Source organism: Flavihumibacter sp. UBA7668 (genome assembly GCF_002483205.1).
In the GTDB taxonomy this organism is placed as follows: Bacteria; Bacteroidota; Bacteroidia; order Chitinophagales; family Chitinophagaceae; genus Flavihumibacter.
In genome coordinates, this window is record NZ_DLHM01000001.1 from 410,785 (window position 1) to 425,986 (window position 15,202).

Here is a 15,202-nt window from a genome sequence, read left to right on the forward strand (position 1 = left end):
CTAATATAATACTGCAAGGTAAAGGTTACAGCTCGATAAGTTAGTTAATGTTTAGCTTGATTCAGCTTTCTTTTTATAAGATTTCTGATCTCCTGCTGATCCGTAATAGTTGCAAAAGCATCCTTGGGAACCAGAAAAAAGGAACGGCTGTCAAAATACAAATGAAAAAAATAAGGCGTCTCCACAAATTTGCTAAACCTGTCCCATTGCCATACCTGTCGCCCTCTTTCTGTATCGAGGGTCACTTCTTCTTCCTGAAACTGCATCATAAAATCATCCTTAAACGTATGCGATTTTTTATATATACTACGTGGAAGAATTCTCCATATTACCAGCATCAGAATCATCCAGATCGTAGAAAAAAAGACGAAAGACATTGGATGCACTTTCTTGAAATAAAGCAAAATTGCCGCAGCTATTGTGAAAACGTTCACAAGTATAACCAGGATTCTTATTTCAGGTCTTGTAAAAAAATGATACCGGAGGGCCTGAATAACCTGTTTCCGATCGTAGGTAAATGCTATCTGCATGAATTAGTTTGCTTTAAGTTCCTGTTGAGTAACCGACCAGTTTCCCAGATCTTCCCCATTAACACCAATAAACTGAACCTCTAATTTCCGGTTTCCTGCAGCACCACTGATTAAAATTTTTCCATAGTTCTGTTTTTGATCCAATCCAAAAACGCGATACGGATTATTTTTCTCTGCTTCTCCAAAAACATGGGTTCCTGATGTCAGTGGAGATACGGTGATATCATACAGCGGATAATTATTGACCCGTTTCAACTGAATAATTTCTGAGTGGTGTCTGTCGCCAGTCAGGAAAACAACACCACTGATTTTTTGCTCTTCAATAAAACCGGTCAATTCATTGTATTCGAAAGGAAAATCCAGCAGTTTATCAAAAGGTGAAACCGGATTCAATACCTGACTGCCAACAACAATAAATTTAAAACTTGCCTGGCTGCTGACCAATGCATTTTTCAACCAATCCAATTGCTCTGCACCCAGCATCCTTTTTTCCGGATTCGGTTGTCCGTTTACGGTAGAGGACATATTGTCTTCCGTTCTCCAGGTTCGGTCATCCAGCAGAAAAAAATCGACATCACTGTAAGAGAGTTTTGTATAAATTCCTTCTTTCCCATTTCCATAAGAAGGATTGGCCCAATAACTTTTAAACACTTCCCTTGAAACAGCTTTCAGGTGATAACTTTTTCCAAGGTCATTTGGACCGTAATCATGATCATCCCAGATAGCGTAATGCGGCATTGCTTTCAGGAATGACTGAAGAATGGGCATAGACCGATCACGACTGGCCCGGTACCAAAGTCCCCATTCTGTTGCATAATCCACATCACGTGTATACCAGTTATCACCCAGCCATAACATAAAGGCTGCCTTATCATTTGCCATGGTGCTAAATATGGAGGAATCCATTCCATATGGTTTACCCGGACGGTCATAGGACGGTTCATTAAAATAGGTACAGCTACCGGTCAGAAAACTGAAGTCAGGTGCCGGTTTTCTCCATTGCCATAATTCGCGGGTATTGAATTCACCACGATGGGCTGTTTCTTTTCCGTTCACCCAAATACTGAAATCATACCTGGTTCCGGGTTCCAATCCGCCTATTTCGGTTTGAACGGGATGAAATTCTGTTGGCCAGATACCCCTTCGATCGTCCATATTTACCAGCTTATATTTTGCCTTATTTTTTTCTCCTTTTTTCCAGTATTGAATAGCCAGGGATTTTATGTCAGTCAATGGTTCCAGCCAGATTTTAGCTGTACGATGATCAGTTTGTCCAATCATAGGCCCGGATACCAGCAAAGATTTTTGCTGGGCTGCTACCAGCCCTGACCAGATCAATAAAAGAAATAAGCAGGCATTTTTCATACAACCGGAGGTTTGAGGCTGCAAAGTAGTGAGAATGCTTAAAAACAAAACACCCCTGCTCAGATGAACAGGGGTGTTTTGTCAATTCATTTAACCAATCGGGCCTAGCGGATTGCCCTGCAATTCTTGTATCGGCCACTCGCCGCCTCAGACGGAGAAACAGCCCTGCAAGAAGCCAGGAAAACCACCAGAGCCAGGACAGCCATAAGTTTCTGCATAGACATGGATTTTGTTAACAATATCAGTTTAGGAACGCCAATTCCATGCCAATAGTATATTTCGAAAATCCAATCATTTTAGATTCTATATTGGAAATCAATAAGTTAAAAAATATAGAAGTAAAATTTTTCGACGAGTGAATGAATTAAAAAGCCCCCGGTAGAAACCAGGGGCCATGTTTCTATTAGAAACCGTCCATGTAAATTAGTTGGTGCTAGCTGCAACCGAGGCTATTGCCACAGTTGAGGCATTTATAACAGGTACCACTGCGAATGGTCAGATGTCCGCAGACATTACAAGCCGGTGCATCACTTTGCATTGACTTATTTGCCTGATTCAGGGCATCGAAACCTGAATTGGTAGCTGCTTTAACAGCAGTTGGTTTGGTCATTTTATTGGCTTCCGGATGTTTGGTTCCTGCCACTATTCGTACATCACTTAATTCGGGTGTTTTTTTTTCGAACTCTTTTTGGGCGATGGCCGGTTCATCCCAGGCGTCTTCTCCGGTATTCATAACTTCCGGCTTGTCGAGCACATGCACCAGATCGGTACGATTCAGGTACTCATAAGCCAGTGAGCGGAAAATAAAGTCGACGATAGAGGTAGTGCTTTTGATATTCGGATGATCTACCATTCCGGCAGGTTCGAAACGGGTGAACACAAATTTCTCCACAAATTCTTCAAGCGGTACACCATACTGTAAGCCAATAGAGATTGAAATCGCAAAACAGTTCAGCATACTGCGCATGGTAGCACCTTCCTTAGCCATATCGATGAAGATTTCACCCAGTGTGCCGTCACCATATTCGCCTGTACGAACAAACAGTGCCTGTCCATTGATCTTGGCTTTTTGTGTATACCCCCTGCGTTTGGCTGGCAGTGTACGTCGCTCCACAATACGTGCCAACTGCCGTTTTAATTTTGTATCAGGCGAGGATTGCACCCGCTTCTGTACCTCTTCCAATAATTCGTCTACGGTAAGCTTACCCAGGTCAATCATATTGGAGCTGCTGGATTTCTCATCTTTCAACTCTGCAGCTTCTTCTTTTTCTTCTTCAGTTTTCTTTTTCTTATCACTTTTATTGCTGAGAGGCTGACTGAGTTTGGAGCCATCCCGATAGAGTGCATTAGCTTTCAGACCAAGTTTCCAGCTTAAGTGATAACAGTCTGCAATCTCTTCCACGTTTGCTTCATTCGGCAGATTGATAGTTTTGGAAATCGCACCGCTGATAAAGGGTTGAACCGCACCCATCATACGGATATGACCATGTGCATGAATATAGCGTTCACCTTTTTTACCACATTTATTGGCGCAATCAAAAACAGCCAGGTGTTCAGGTTTTAGATAAGGAGCACCTTCAACTGTCATGGTACCGCACACATAATCATTGGCTGCATCTATTTGTTCGTCTGTATAGCCAAGCGCCTCAAGAAGATTAAAATTCCAGTCGTTGTATTGATCAGCAGTGAATCCGAGACGTTCCAGACAGGCTTCACCAAGACTAAACCGGTTGAATACAAATCCGATTTCAAAGGCTGCTTTCACTGCATCATCCAGTTTCTTGATTTCTTCCGCAATAAATCCTTTCTCACTAAGGGTCTGATGATTGATAAAGGGTGCTCCGGAGAAACTGGCAGAACCAACCGTGTATTTGATAATGGCTTCTGTTTCTTTCTCTGAATAACCCAGATTTTTCAATGCTGTGGGAACCGATTGGTTGATGATTTTGAAATAACCACCACCGCTGAGTTTTTTGAATTTCACCAATGCAAAATCTGGTTCAACTCCGGTAGTATCACAATCCATTACAAGGCCAATGGTTCCGGTAGGCGCAATCACCGTTGTCTGTGCATTACGATAACCATATTTCTCTCCCAGTTGTACAGCATCATCCCATGCTTTGGTAGCAGCTTTTAACAGGTAATCCGGACAATATTTCGCCTGAATTCCCTGTGGTTTGATACTGATTCCTTCATACGCTTCGGAAGCATCATAAGCGGCTGCCCGATGATTGCGCATAACCCGCAGCATATGTGTTTTATTTTCTTCGTACTTGGCGAATGGGCCGAGGATCTGCGCCAGTTCCGCAGACGTTTTATAGGCTACTCCGGTCATGATGGCAGAAATCGCACCAGCAATACCGCGTGCTTCTTCGCTATCGTATGGAATCCCGCTCACCATGAGCATGGTACCCAGATTAGCAAAACCTAATCCCAATGTGCGGTAATCAAAACTCAGTTGTGCTACTTCTTTTGAAGGGAATTGGGCCATCAGTACAGATACTTCCAATACAACAGTCCACAAACGACAGCTGTATGCATAACCTTCCACATCAAAAATATTCGTCTTTGTATCGAAGAATTTCATGAGGTTGGCAGAAGCCAGATTACATGCGGTATTATCCAGGAACATGTACTCTGAACAGGGATTGGAAGCCCTGATGGGTCCGCCTTCCGGACAGGTATGCCATTCATTGATGGTAGTATCATATTGTGTACCCGGATCAGCACAACGCCAGGCTGCATAAGCAATTTTATTCCAAAGCTCGCGGGCTGGAACTTTTTTCATAACGCGCCCATCACTGCGGGCTTTCAGTTCCCAATCTTCATTTTTTTCCAGCTTTTCGAAAAAGCTATTGGGAATCCGCACCGAGTTATTGGAGTTCTGTCCGCTTACCGTACGATAGGCCTCCCCTTCATAATCACTGGCATAACCTGCTGCGATCAATGCGCCCACTTTTTTCTCTTCTTCCACTTTCCAATCTACAAACTGTACGATTTCCGGATGATCCAGATCGAGGCAAACCATTTTGGCAGCGCGACGCGTAGTTCCACCACTTTTGATAGCACCAGCTGCACGGTCACCGATTTTCAGGAAACTCATCAGGCCGGAAGAAGTTCCACCACCACTCAGCTTCTCCCCTTCGCCCCGCACATTGGAAAAATTGCTTCCAACACCTGATCCGTATTTAAAGATTCTGGCTTCACGCACCCAGAGATCCATGATTCCGCCTTCGTTTACCAGATCATCATCCACACTTAAAATAAAGCAGGCATGCGGCTGGGGACGTTCATAGGCAGAAGTTGATTTTTTTAATTGTCCGTCCAGCTGATCAACATAGTAATGTCCCTGCGGTTTGCCGGTAATACCATAGCACTCATAGAGGCCGGTATTGAACCACTGCGGACTGTTGGGTACACAGGCCTGATCAAGAATAGAGTACACCAATTCTTCGTAAAAAACCTGGGCATCTTTTTCAGAAGCAAAATAATTGTAGCGCTCACCCCAAACGCGCCAGCAATGCGCCATCCGGTGGGCTACCTGTTTGGAAGAAGTTTCGCGGCCCAGGCTGCCATCTGCCTGCGGTACACCTGCTTTGCGGAAATATTTCTGCGCCAGGATATCGGTAGCAATCTGACTCCAGCCCTTTGGTACTTCCACATTATTCATTTCGAATACCACTTCCCCATTGGGGTTGCGGATAACGGAAGTCCTATAGTCGTACTCGAACTGATCGAACACAGACAGATCGTCGCGGGTGAAGCGACGGGGGAATTCAAGCCCCTTGGTGGCTGTTTTTTTGCTGGCCATACAATATTTTATTAGAATTTCTGTTAAGTAATCATGAAATCTCCATGAGGAGATCGTGAATAACGAAAATAGGAGCCTCACTCTTAAAAACCGACCCGTAAATATCCACCGATGTGGATAATCGATGGGGAAAGTTTGAATGTTCCCGTTCCTGCTGGATTTGCTACAAAATCCACATATTTATAAAAAATTAATTTGGTGATTCGGATCAAAATCCTTTGTGTTTTTGAATTGCTTTTACAAATTTACGATTTCAGCTCTCTATATTTTAACATGTTTCAAGGTGCAAGTGTACTAGTTTTGAACACCAAAATGTTTCGTTGTATGAATCGACTATTTAGTGTTTTTGTACTTATACTTGCTCTGTCTTTTTCGGTAAAATCCCAGTCGATCCATACTTCCTGGATTGCGGCATTCAATACAATAAAACTCAACGATAAATTCAGTATTCATTTTGATGCGCAGGAACGTTCCGGGGACCGTTTTTCAACCATGGCAACTCTATTATTAAGACCCGGACTAAATTATAAACTGAACGATCAATGGACAGTCACAGCCGGTTACGGTTATATCGCCAATCGTAGAAGTTTTTGGTTAACCGGTCCGGCTGATGAACCGATAAATGTTACCGGTTATTTGCCTGAGCACAGAATCTGGCAGCAGGCATTATTTACCCATCCGGTAATTGGTAAAAATACGATTTCACATCGTTTTAGGCTGGAACAACGATTTCTGATGCAGCCATCCATCAACAATTATAAACTTTCTGCTGATGGTAATACCTATGCGAACCGATTTCGTTATTTTTTCCGCTCCGTGATTCCATTTAAACAGGAATTTCCGTTTAAATCAGGATGGTTTGCCGGATTACAAAATGAGATTATGATAAATCTGGGAGATAAATCGGCCGTAAATGGTAAACTATTTGATCAGAACCGGTTTTATGTAAGTGCCGGTTATCGGCTGAAACCTGCCATAGACCTGGAAATCGGCTACCTGAATCAATATGTGGATGGCAGGGGATCAGCCTTCACCAATAACCATGTTGTTCAGCTCGCTGTCTACACCCGTTTATAAGCACAATTGGGCATACCAGCATTTTTTTGCATTTTTGCCTCTAGCCATTACCTTTTGAATGCAAAAAGGCACCTATCAACAGATATTAACAAGCAAAGCTGCAAAGCAGAAATCATTTGCCGTACTCGTGGATCCGGATAAAATTCAGCCTGCTGAAATTCCGGCGCTGGTACAATTGGCCATGGATGCCCGTGTAGATTACCTATTCGTTGGCGGCAGTCTGGTTATTTCCAATCACCTGGATGAATGTATTCAGGGTATCAAAGCCCTTACCGATATTCCGGTTATCTTATTTCCGGGAAGCCCTTCACAGATTTCCCGATATGCAGATGCCCTGCTTTATCTTTCCCTGATTTCAGGAAGAAACCCGGAGTTATTGATTGGACAACATGTGATCAGTGCTCCTTTTGTAAAACAAAGTGGTCTTGAGATAATGAGTACTGGTTATATGGTGATTGATGGAGGGGCACCAACCACCGTGTCTTATATCAGCAATGCGAGCCCTATCCCTTCGGATAAAAACGAAATCGCCCTCTGTACTGCACTTGCCGGTGAAATGCTGGGAATGAAGTTAATTTACATGGATGCCGGCAGTGGTGCTAAAATACCTATCCGCGAAACCATGATAACAGCTGTATCAGAACAGATATCAGTTCCTTTAATAATTGGCGGAGGCATCACCAATCCTGAAAAAGCGTATCGGAATTGCAGGGCCGGTGCTGATCTGATTGTTGTTGGAAATGCCATAGAAAAGGATCCGGGACTCATACGCGAAATGAGTGCGGCTGTTCATGCTGTCAGTAAGCCGGTCGTTTAAACTTATTGTAAATCAGCAGAATCAATCCGTTTCGGTGTATCCGCTCCATTCAGTAATCCATCAATCAGGATTTGTATCCCAATTGTAAGCGATGTCATATTAGGCAGATTCATCCTTTTTAATTCATCACAGGGTGAATGATAACAGGGCTCCCTGTCATCACTAGCCATCAGCGTATGTGCCGGTACTCCATTTTTTGCGAAAGGATAATTATCCGAACGTTGAAATAAATCACCTCGCTCTCGTCGAATTCGAATTCCGGAACCAGGCATTCTTTTTTTCAGAAGTGAATATAAGTCGGACTTGAGCATACCCGTTAGCATGATGGTGTTTTTTCCAAACTGAGGATAACCCAGCATTTCAAGATTAATACCGGCTACAATCTGCCTGGCATTGATATTTTCTGAAAAATGAGTGGAACCGATCAATCCGGCTTCTTCCGCATTGAATGCACAAAACAGTATACTACGTGTATGCGGACCTGTCATTGAAAGTTGGCGGGCAAGTGCAAGCAGAACGGAAGTGCCCGAAGCATTGTCGTTTGCACCGTTGTAAATTTTATCTTTCTTGTTGTAGTAACCAATTTGCACATGATCAAAATGTGCGGAAAGCAAAATATATTCATCCGGTTTTTCCGTACCCGGCAAGCAGGCAATCACATTACTGGTTGTGATGGTGGAATCGTCCGGATGACGATAAAAGGTCTGCAGAAAATTATCTGACTTAAAGGGTTTTAACCCCAGGAGTTTAAAATATGCAGCAATACTATCGGTGACTTCTCTGTTTTCAACTGAACCTTCCACCCTTCCTTTCAATCGGTCGCTTGTCAGATAGCTCATCCAGCCGCTGATATCGTCAAAAACAAGACTGCTATCTTTTTTTTGCTGTGCCGCAAGCGGGACAATCAGCAAAAAAAAGATAACAGCAAGCAAAAAAAATTTGTTAGTTAATTCCATTAACGCAAGCTCGAGGTATCAACGCGGCTCGGAGTGTCAGTGCCGGCAACAATGCTTCGCGAGCTTAATGCAATAGCACGGATAATCCGGGTCATATTTTCCATATCCAGGGTTTCAAATTCATCATCCACGGTGTGATAATATTTTTCACTATCCATTTTGGAAGTTGAAATGGTATGGGCTGGCACACCCAGTCTTGCCAGGGTTGCATTATCAGAGCGATAGAATAATTGCTGGTCCGGATAGGGATCAGGATGAAATGTAAAACCTGTGCCTTCAAGATTCTTCGCCATGATTTCACCCATGCTGGATTTATCATATCCTGTAATATAGGCGGAATTCTTACCCCACTTACTTTCTGTTCCAATCATTTCAATATTAAACATGGCCATTACAGAAGCCGGATTGAATTGTTTGGAAAAATAAGTTGCACCATAACCACCCATCTCTTCAGCCGTAAACGCTGCAAAAATGATGGTGCGTTCATTATTCTTTAATTTCTTGAAATACCTGGCCAGCATAATTACAGCAGTAGTTCCTGCAGCATCATCATTGGCGCCATTAAAAATCGAATCGCCATTAACCGGTTTACCAATTCCCAAATGATCATAATGACCTGAGAAAATTACATACTCGTCTTTTTTTGATTTACCGGGTAAAATTCCCACCACATTATGCAAATGAGAAACCTCAAACTGATGATTAGCTGTTATGGAAAAGGAGGTTACAGGATCAGCCGATAAAATAAAAACAGTGGAAGCCCCACCTTCCATCATCTGGCGCTTGAAAAAGGATAGGCGGCCAAAGTTGGATGCAAATGATGGATCCACTGCTATCAGTTTATTCTTACCGGAGGAAACATGACCATAAGCTTCCTGCATAAACTGAGCACCAGCCTTGATTTGCACCAGTTCAAATCCGGAAGTTTCCGTAATAACCAGATTTTCTTTTGGCGTAATTACAAAAAATTCAGTTGCCTGCAACTGCTTTCCATTTACCGTTGCTTCAGCTGAGCGCTGAGTTGGTTTCAACATTTTAAACGTCTGCAGATAACTGGTACTGTTTGGAGATTTCTCCAACCCGATCTTCTCAAATTCAGCAGCAATAAAATTGGCTGCCTTATCTATACCCGGCGTAAAAATCCGCCGCCCCTGCATATCATCGGCAGAAAGCGTTTTTTCAATTCGGCTGACTTCTTTGATATCAATATCGGGGCCTGCTTTCTTTTTCTTCTGTGCATTTGCCTGCAGCATCGCCAGCAATGCTGCTATTATCAATGTATATTTCATTTTAACTTCTAACTTCTTACTTCTAACTTCTAACTTCTAACTTCCTATAGGCTCATCATCTCCTTAAACTTTACCGTCTGCCTTCTGCTAACTTCAATTTTTTCGCCGCCTTTTAATTCCAGCAATAACCCTCCGTTAAAATAGGGCTCAATTTTTTCAATAAGTCGTAAGTTAACGATGTGTTTGCGATTGGCACGAAAAAACACTTTCTCATCCAGCCGTTCTTCCAGTGCATTCAGCGATTTAAGGATCAGGGGTTTGTTATTACCAAAAAACACTTTGGCATAATTCCCCACACTTTCGAATAAGCGGATATCACTCAACTTTACAAACCAGCAACGTTCACCATCTTTCACAAAAACCTGGTCATGTTCGCTGAGCAGACTTCTGTTGGTACTGATGGCCGGAGCCATTGCTTCTTTTTCTTCTGCGATATGAAGTTTATGAATTGCATCAGCAAGGCGTTTGGTATCTACTGGTTTTAGCAGATAGTCGAGTGCGTTTACTTCAAAAGCTTTCAATGCATATTCATCGTAAGCTGTTGTGAAAATAACATGCGGCGCTTTTTCGAGTTCACTCAGCATATCGAAACCGGTTTTACCGGGCATCTGAATATCCAGAAAGACCAGATCAGGTTGCAGGTTTTCAATTGCTTCAATCCCTTCGGATGCATTGGCGGCTTCTCCCACCACTTCAATTTCCGGGAATTCTGTCAATAATTTTCTCAATTCTGTGCGGGCCAATCGTTCATCATCGATTAGTACAGCCTTTATCATATGTGTTAGTTTAAGCGGGTTCTACAACCGGAATTTTCACTCTTGCTTCCACCATATTGCCATTGGATTCTTCAATCCGGAAATCGGCTTTATCTCCAAATAATAATTGTAAACGGTTCCGGGTACTGCTGATTCCAAATCCATCGCCATTAATATGGCTGGACAGACGACCGGTATTTTGAACCAGCAATTCATGGTAATTATCTCTGAAATCGGAAATAATCCGAACAACTCCACCCTTCATTTGCTTTCCGATGCCGTGTTTGATGGCGTTTTCTACCAATGTTTGTAACATCATTGGTGGTATAGGCTGATCCAGGGTATCCTCATCAATTTCATATTCAACTTTCAGCCGGTCTTCAAAACGAATATGTTCCAATGCCAGATAATCCCGTACAATATTGAGCTCTTTTTCCAATGGCACGGTTTCCGATTTTTCAGACTGCATACTGCTTCGCAGGATATTACTGAGCTCAGTTATGGCATCCCGTGCCCGGCTTGGGTTCTCATCTATCAGGGCCCGGATACTGTTTAAGGCATTAAAAATAAAATGTGGATTGATGTGCGCTTTAATCGTTTTCAGCTCCAGCTCCTTAACCAGGGCCTCCAGTTTAAGCGTGTCCACTTCCTGTTTTCTGCTTTTGGCTACATAGTGGTAAATATAATAGATGAGGGTCCAGGGTATAATAAACAGGCCAATATCAAGTGTAGCCCCCAGGAGCCGGGCAGGAAAATCAATTTTACGCTGCACATCTGTCTGAACATCAAATAGTTGCACCAATCCCATAAATACCAGACTACAAACCAGACTGGTAATTACAATGGCCACCGCCATGCGTGGAATCACTTTTTCGATCGGCAAAAGCATCCAGCCACTGCGTTTTATAAATGCCCGGAGCATATGGGTGGTAAAAATACCCGAGCCAAAAATCAGCGCTACCCTTACAAATAGCCGTTGATCTATTTTGGACGGGGTAAATGTATATACGAAGATCAGCATGGTCAGGACCACGAAAGTCCATCCCAGAATCTGGCAGATCCAATAATATTTAATTCCGCGTGGAAGCATAAGCGCAAATCTAGCTGTTTGTGGTACCCCTAATATAGTGAATTGTATTAATGGCCAAATAAGTTGTGACGGGGGCAGGAGTCCGGGATGGATGGCATTCAACCATTTTGCGAGGTATTTGTTAAATTCTTTATATTGTACCAAACCGCTTCGGGCGGATTGTGTTCTGTATCTTTGACGCTTTATTTTTACCGAATGGATATTAAACCTGGCCCGCTTTTACAGCAAATCAATCAGCCGTCTGACCTCAAACAGCTTGGTAAAGAGCAATTACACCAGGTTTGTAATGAACTCAGGCAATACATAATTGACGTTGTAAGTGTGCACGGTGGCCATTTTGCCGCAAGTTTGGGCGTCGTTGAGCTTACAACCGCCCTCCATTATGTGTACAATACTCCTTATGATCAGCTGGTTTGGGACGTAGGTCACCAGGCATATGGTCATAAAATCCTGACGGGACGCAGAGATAATTTTGCGTCTAACAGGAAATATGGTGGCTTATCAGGCTTTCCCAAACGCACTGAAAGTGAATACGATACGTTCGGTGTTGGCCATTCCTCCACCTCCATTTCGGCTGCTCTGGGTATGGCTCTGGCTGCGAAATATAAAGGGGAGGATCGGAAATCGGTGGCTGTAATCGGCGATGGCTCTATGACAGCAGGAATGGCTTTTGAAGCTATGAACCATGCCGGGGTATCCGATGCCGATATGCTCATAATTCTGAATGATAATTGCATGAGCATAGACCCCAATGTTGGTGCACTAAAAGAATACCTGACCGATATCACTACTTCTCCGGTTTATAATAAACTCAAGGATGATGTATGGAAAGCATTGGGGAAATTGCCAGTTGGCAGTAATTTTTCCCGCGAAATGGCATCCAAACTGGAGCATTCTATCAAAGGAATGGTGAATAAAAGCAGCAACCTATTTGAAGCCCTTAAAATCAGGTATTTCGGCCCTATTGACGGGCATAATATTACCAAACTCGTTGATACATTACAAGATCTTAAAAATATACCCGGACCAAAAATCCTTCACATAATTACCGTGAAAGGGAAAGGTTATGAGCTGGCGGAAAAAGACCAGACCAAATGGCATGCCCCCGGATTATTTGATAAGATTACGGGCGAAATATTCAAGAAAAAATACGATACTCCCCAGCCGCCCAAATACCAGGATGTATTTGGACATACCATTCTTGAAATGGCAGAAAACAATCCTGCTATTTTTGGAATAACTCCAGCCATGCCTTCCGGTTCTTCCCTGAAAATCATGATGGACAAAATGCCGGATCGGGCTATTGATGTGGGCATTTGTGAACAGCATGCTGTAACCGTAAGTGCGGGGTTGGCTACGCAGGGAATGAAGGTCTTTTGTAATATTTACAGCTCCTTTATGCAAAGAGCCTATGACCAGGTAGTGCATGATGTAGCCATTCAGAAATTACCTGTGGTATTTTGCCTGGATCGTGCCGGATTGGTTGGTGAAGATGGTCCAACCCACCACGGCGCATATGATATTCCTTACTTCCGCTGTATCCCCAATTTGATTGTCAGTGCACCGATGAATGAATCAGAGTTGCGCAACCTTATGTATACTTCACAGTTGGAATCAACCGAACTTCCCTTCGTAATTCGCTATCCGAGAGGAGAAGGTGTAATGCCTGATTGGAGGACAGAGTTGAAAGAAATCCAGATTGGTAAAGGTCGTAAACTAAAAGACGGGGATGAGATTGCCATTCTGAGTTTTGGTCATCCCGGAAATTTTGCTGCAAGTGCCATTCGGGATGTAAAACAATATGGCATTAATCCAGCTCATTATGACCTGCGTTTTGTGAAACCTATTGACGAAGACTTGTTACACGAAGTATTCCAGCGTTATCCCAAAATCATAACGGTTGAAGATGGCACCATTGTAGGGGGATTTGGATCTGCAGTGCTGGAATTCATGGCTGTACATAATTATCAGGCGCAGGTTAAAATGCTGGGCATTCCTGACCGCATTGTGGAACATGGCAGTCTCAAAGAATTACACCGTGAATGTGGTTATGATGCAGCTGCAATTGCCGACACCATAAAAGAAATGATGAAGGATAAGGTCAGTGTCCAGCTATTTCAATAATAGCTTTAATCAGAACTTGTTGAAGGTTCTCAATTGAGTAAAAAACAGGTTTTTTTTCTGTGGCTCACTTCTACTTCTGCATTGTTAGAAAGGATGATTACACCGCCTGAACCCGAACAAAACCGGCATCGGATAATAGTTCTTCATAATCATGAATCGGCTTGGCTGAACAGATGGAAGGCTGCTGAACAAAGATGAAATTGGTGTAACTGACAGAAGCTTCACAGTACAAAATATCGTTGATTTCTATTACCTGAAATCCCTTTAAAGAAGGAATGCAGAGTTTGGGTTGCTGCGTAGCCGTTACTTTGTTAAGAACTGGGTCATACCACCTGGGCATCCACTTTGGGAAAACCTCCTCATCCTGAATATCCTTCCGTATATTCTTCCCTTTCAGCCGCCAATGAAGAAGCATTTATCATCATTTTTAGAGCGAATCAGTCTTTTGTTGATCATACATTTGATTATTTGCACAATCCCGCAACGGATCCCTTATTATTTAAAGCAAGGTTCTATCCATCCTTTAGGGCAATTGCTCTGGAAGCGGGAATATCAAGATTATATGGTGGTATTCATTACAGATTTTCCATTGAACAGGGACTTATACAGGGCACATAAGTTGCGAAAAATATTCAGAAAAAACTCCGTTTTAAATAGCCCCCCAAACTCTCGTATCCTGTTAATTTTTTCTTGTATGTGTGGAATTTTAAGTAACCTGCATCTCTCCGGAAATGCAGGTTATGCTTTTAAAATACATGGTAGTTGCCAGTGGTTTTATGTGCTTATCCGGAAAATCGGTTACCACCAATTCGGAGCGCTTTCAGGTTAAGGCTTTCCAACTTAAATTGCTGGCAGAACGAAAGGGGTATAGTCCCAATCGTGTGTTTTTAATTGATATGAAACAGGCTTCCGGTTTAGCAAGATTTGCCGTTTATGACCTGAAGAAGAACCGCATCGAAAAAAACGGCCTCGTAACCCATGGTCGTTGCAATAAGCTCTGGCTCTACGGCCGCAATTATTCCAATAAAATCGGAAGCGGCTGTACCTCACTTGGGATTTATAAAATGGGAGCATCCTATCAAGGCAAATTCGGACTGGCTTATAAATTGCACGGTTTGTCTTCCACTAACAGCAATGCCTATGCACGCTATGTGGTTCTGCATGCGATGGACTGTGTTCCCGAAAATTCTGTACACCCCAGTCCAATTTGCCAGAGTGATGGCTGTCCGGCTGTTTCACCTTCTTTCTTAAAATATTTACATGCTGCAATTCAACTGGAACAAAAGCCAATTCTACTGCAGGTATTTGAATGAATCACATTTAATTTTTTAATCATACAAATTCATTGTTAAGATAACTTGCAAATAAAGACTTCAATTTCTATCTTG

Annotated in this window: 12 protein-coding genes; 4 read left to right on the top strand and 8 right to left on the bottom strand. The window is 42.8% G+C overall.

The genetic code is table 11. From position 1 onward, the window contains the following. Positions 1–44 precede the first annotated feature (44 nt). The 3 genes from B2746_RS01785 to B2746_RS01795 form a co-directional block, all read right to left on the bottom strand. Positions 45–530, bottom strand: coding sequence for a YcxB family protein (locus B2746_RS01785; RefSeq protein ID WP_290790325.1), 486 nt, complete (start codon positions 528–530; stop codon positions 45–47). A gap of 3 nt (positions 531–533) precedes the next feature. Then, a complete protein-coding gene (locus B2746_RS01790) occupies positions 534–1,895 on the bottom strand; it encodes an alkaline phosphatase D family protein (RefSeq protein WP_290790328.1) in 1,362 nt (453 codons plus the stop codon). A 433-nt stretch (positions 1,896–2,328) separates the two neighbouring features. Further along, positions 2,329–5,706, bottom strand: a complete 3,378-nt coding sequence (locus B2746_RS01795; protein WP_290790331.1) for a vitamin B12-dependent ribonucleotide reductase — start codon at positions 5,704–5,706, stop codon at positions 2,329–2,331. Between the two features lie 324 nt (positions 5,707–6,030). On the opposite strand from B2746_RS01795, the gene B2746_RS01800 reads away from it, so the two are divergent. Together B2746_RS01800 and B2746_RS01805 are read left to right on the top strand one after the other, a co-directional pair. After that, positions 6,031–6,783: a DUF2490 domain-containing protein gene (locus B2746_RS01800; protein ID WP_290790334.1), complete on the top strand. Its 753-nt coding sequence runs from the start codon at positions 6,031–6,033 to the stop codon at positions 6,781–6,783. 58 nt (positions 6,784–6,841) lie between these two features. Continuing rightward, positions 6,842–7,600, top strand: coding sequence for a geranylgeranylglyceryl/heptaprenylglyceryl phosphate synthase (locus B2746_RS01805; protein WP_290790337.1), 759 nt, complete (start codon positions 6,842–6,844; stop codon positions 7,598–7,600). 2 nt (positions 7,601–7,602) lie between these two features. On the opposite strand, the gene B2746_RS01810 is transcribed toward B2746_RS01805, so the two are convergent. Genes B2746_RS01810 through B2746_RS01825 form a run of 4 tightly spaced genes read right to left on the bottom strand, consistent with a single transcriptional unit; the run spans position 7,603 to position 11,690 of the window. Continuing rightward, the gene (locus tag B2746_RS01810) at positions 7,603–8,532 is read right to left on the bottom strand and encodes a M28 family metallopeptidase (RefSeq protein WP_290790340.1); all 930 of its coding nucleotides are present in this window, start codon (positions 8,530–8,532) and stop codon (positions 7,603–7,605) included. 23 nt (positions 8,533–8,555) lie between these two features. Further along, positions 8,556–9,845 carry a M28 family peptidase gene (locus B2746_RS01815; RefSeq protein WP_290790343.1) on the bottom strand — a complete coding sequence of 430 codons (1,290 nt, stop codon included), beginning with the start codon at positions 9,843–9,845 and terminating at the stop codon, positions 8,556–8,558. 44 nt (positions 9,846–9,889) lie between these two features. Further along, positions 9,890–10,621 carry a LytR/AlgR family response regulator transcription factor gene (locus B2746_RS01820; protein WP_290790345.1) on the bottom strand — a complete coding sequence of 244 codons (732 nt, stop codon included), beginning with the start codon at positions 10,619–10,621 and terminating at the stop codon, positions 9,890–9,892. Between the two features lie 10 nt (positions 10,622–10,631). Beyond that, positions 10,632–11,690 carry a sensor histidine kinase gene (locus tag B2746_RS01825; RefSeq protein ID WP_290790348.1) on the bottom strand — a complete coding sequence of 353 codons (1,059 nt, stop codon included), beginning with the start codon at positions 11,688–11,690 and terminating at the stop codon, positions 10,632–10,634. A 195-nt stretch (positions 11,691–11,885) separates the two neighbouring features. Between B2746_RS01825 and dxs the strand changes: the two genes are divergently transcribed. After that, positions 11,886–13,814 (top strand): 1-deoxy-D-xylulose-5-phosphate synthase, encoded by a 1,929-nt coding sequence (gene dxs / locus B2746_RS01830; RefSeq protein WP_290790350.1) that lies wholly within the window; start codon positions 11,886–11,888, stop codon positions 13,812–13,814. Between the two features lie 97 nt (positions 13,815–13,911). Here dxs and B2746_RS01835 read toward each other — a convergent pair whose 3' ends face one another. Next, entirely contained in the window at positions 13,912–14,229 is a 318-nt protein-coding gene (locus B2746_RS01835) for a hypothetical protein (protein WP_290790353.1), read from the bottom strand. A gap of 325 nt (positions 14,230–14,554) precedes the next feature. On the opposite strand from B2746_RS01835, the gene B2746_RS01840 reads away from it, so the two are divergent. Then, positions 14,555–15,127, top strand: coding sequence for a murein L,D-transpeptidase catalytic domain-containing protein (locus B2746_RS01840; RefSeq protein ID WP_290790355.1), 573 nt, complete (start codon positions 14,555–14,557; stop codon positions 15,125–15,127). Positions 15,128–15,202: the final 75 nt, after the last annotated feature.

What these genes read in the sequence shown, in the direction of transcription:
- B2746_RS01785 (WP_290790325.1), bottom strand. Translation starts at nt 530, where the DNA reads ATGCAGATAGCATTTACCTACGATCGGAAACAGGTTATTCAGGCCCTC.
- B2746_RS01790 (WP_290790328.1), bottom strand. Translation starts at nt 1,895, where the DNA reads ATGAAAAATGCCTGCTTATTTCTTTTATTGATCTGGTCAGGGCTGGTA.
- B2746_RS01795 (WP_290790331.1), bottom strand. Translation starts at nt 5,706, where the DNA reads ATGGCCAGCAAAAAAACAGCCACCAAGGGGCTTGAATTCCCCCGTCGC.
- B2746_RS01800 (WP_290790334.1), top strand. Translation starts at nt 6,031, where the DNA reads ATGAATCGACTATTTAGTGTTTTTGTACTTATACTTGCTCTGTCTTTT.
- B2746_RS01805 (WP_290790337.1), top strand. Translation starts at nt 6,842, where the DNA reads ATGCAAAAAGGCACCTATCAACAGATATTAACAAGCAAAGCTGCAAAG.
- B2746_RS01815 (WP_290790343.1), bottom strand. Translation starts at nt 9,845, where the DNA reads ATGAAATATACATTGATAATAGCAGCATTGCTGGCGATGCTGCAGGCA.
- B2746_RS01820 (WP_290790345.1), bottom strand. Translation starts at nt 10,621, where the DNA reads ATGATAAAGGCTGTACTAATCGATGATGAACGATTGGCCCGCACAGAA.
- B2746_RS01825 (WP_290790348.1), bottom strand. Translation starts at nt 11,690, where the DNA reads ATGCTTCCACGCGGAATTAAATATTATTGGATCTGCCAGATTCTGGGA.
- dxs (WP_290790350.1), top strand. Translation starts at nt 11,886, where the DNA reads ATGGATATTAAACCTGGCCCGCTTTTACAGCAAATCAATCAGCCGTCT.
- B2746_RS01835 (WP_290790353.1), bottom strand. Translation starts at nt 14,229, where the DNA reads ATGCTTCTTCATTGGCGGCTGAAAGGGAAGAATATACGGAAGGATATT.
- B2746_RS01840 (WP_290790355.1), top strand. Translation starts at nt 14,555, where the DNA reads ATGCTTTTAAAATACATGGTAGTTGCCAGTGGTTTTATGTGCTTATCC.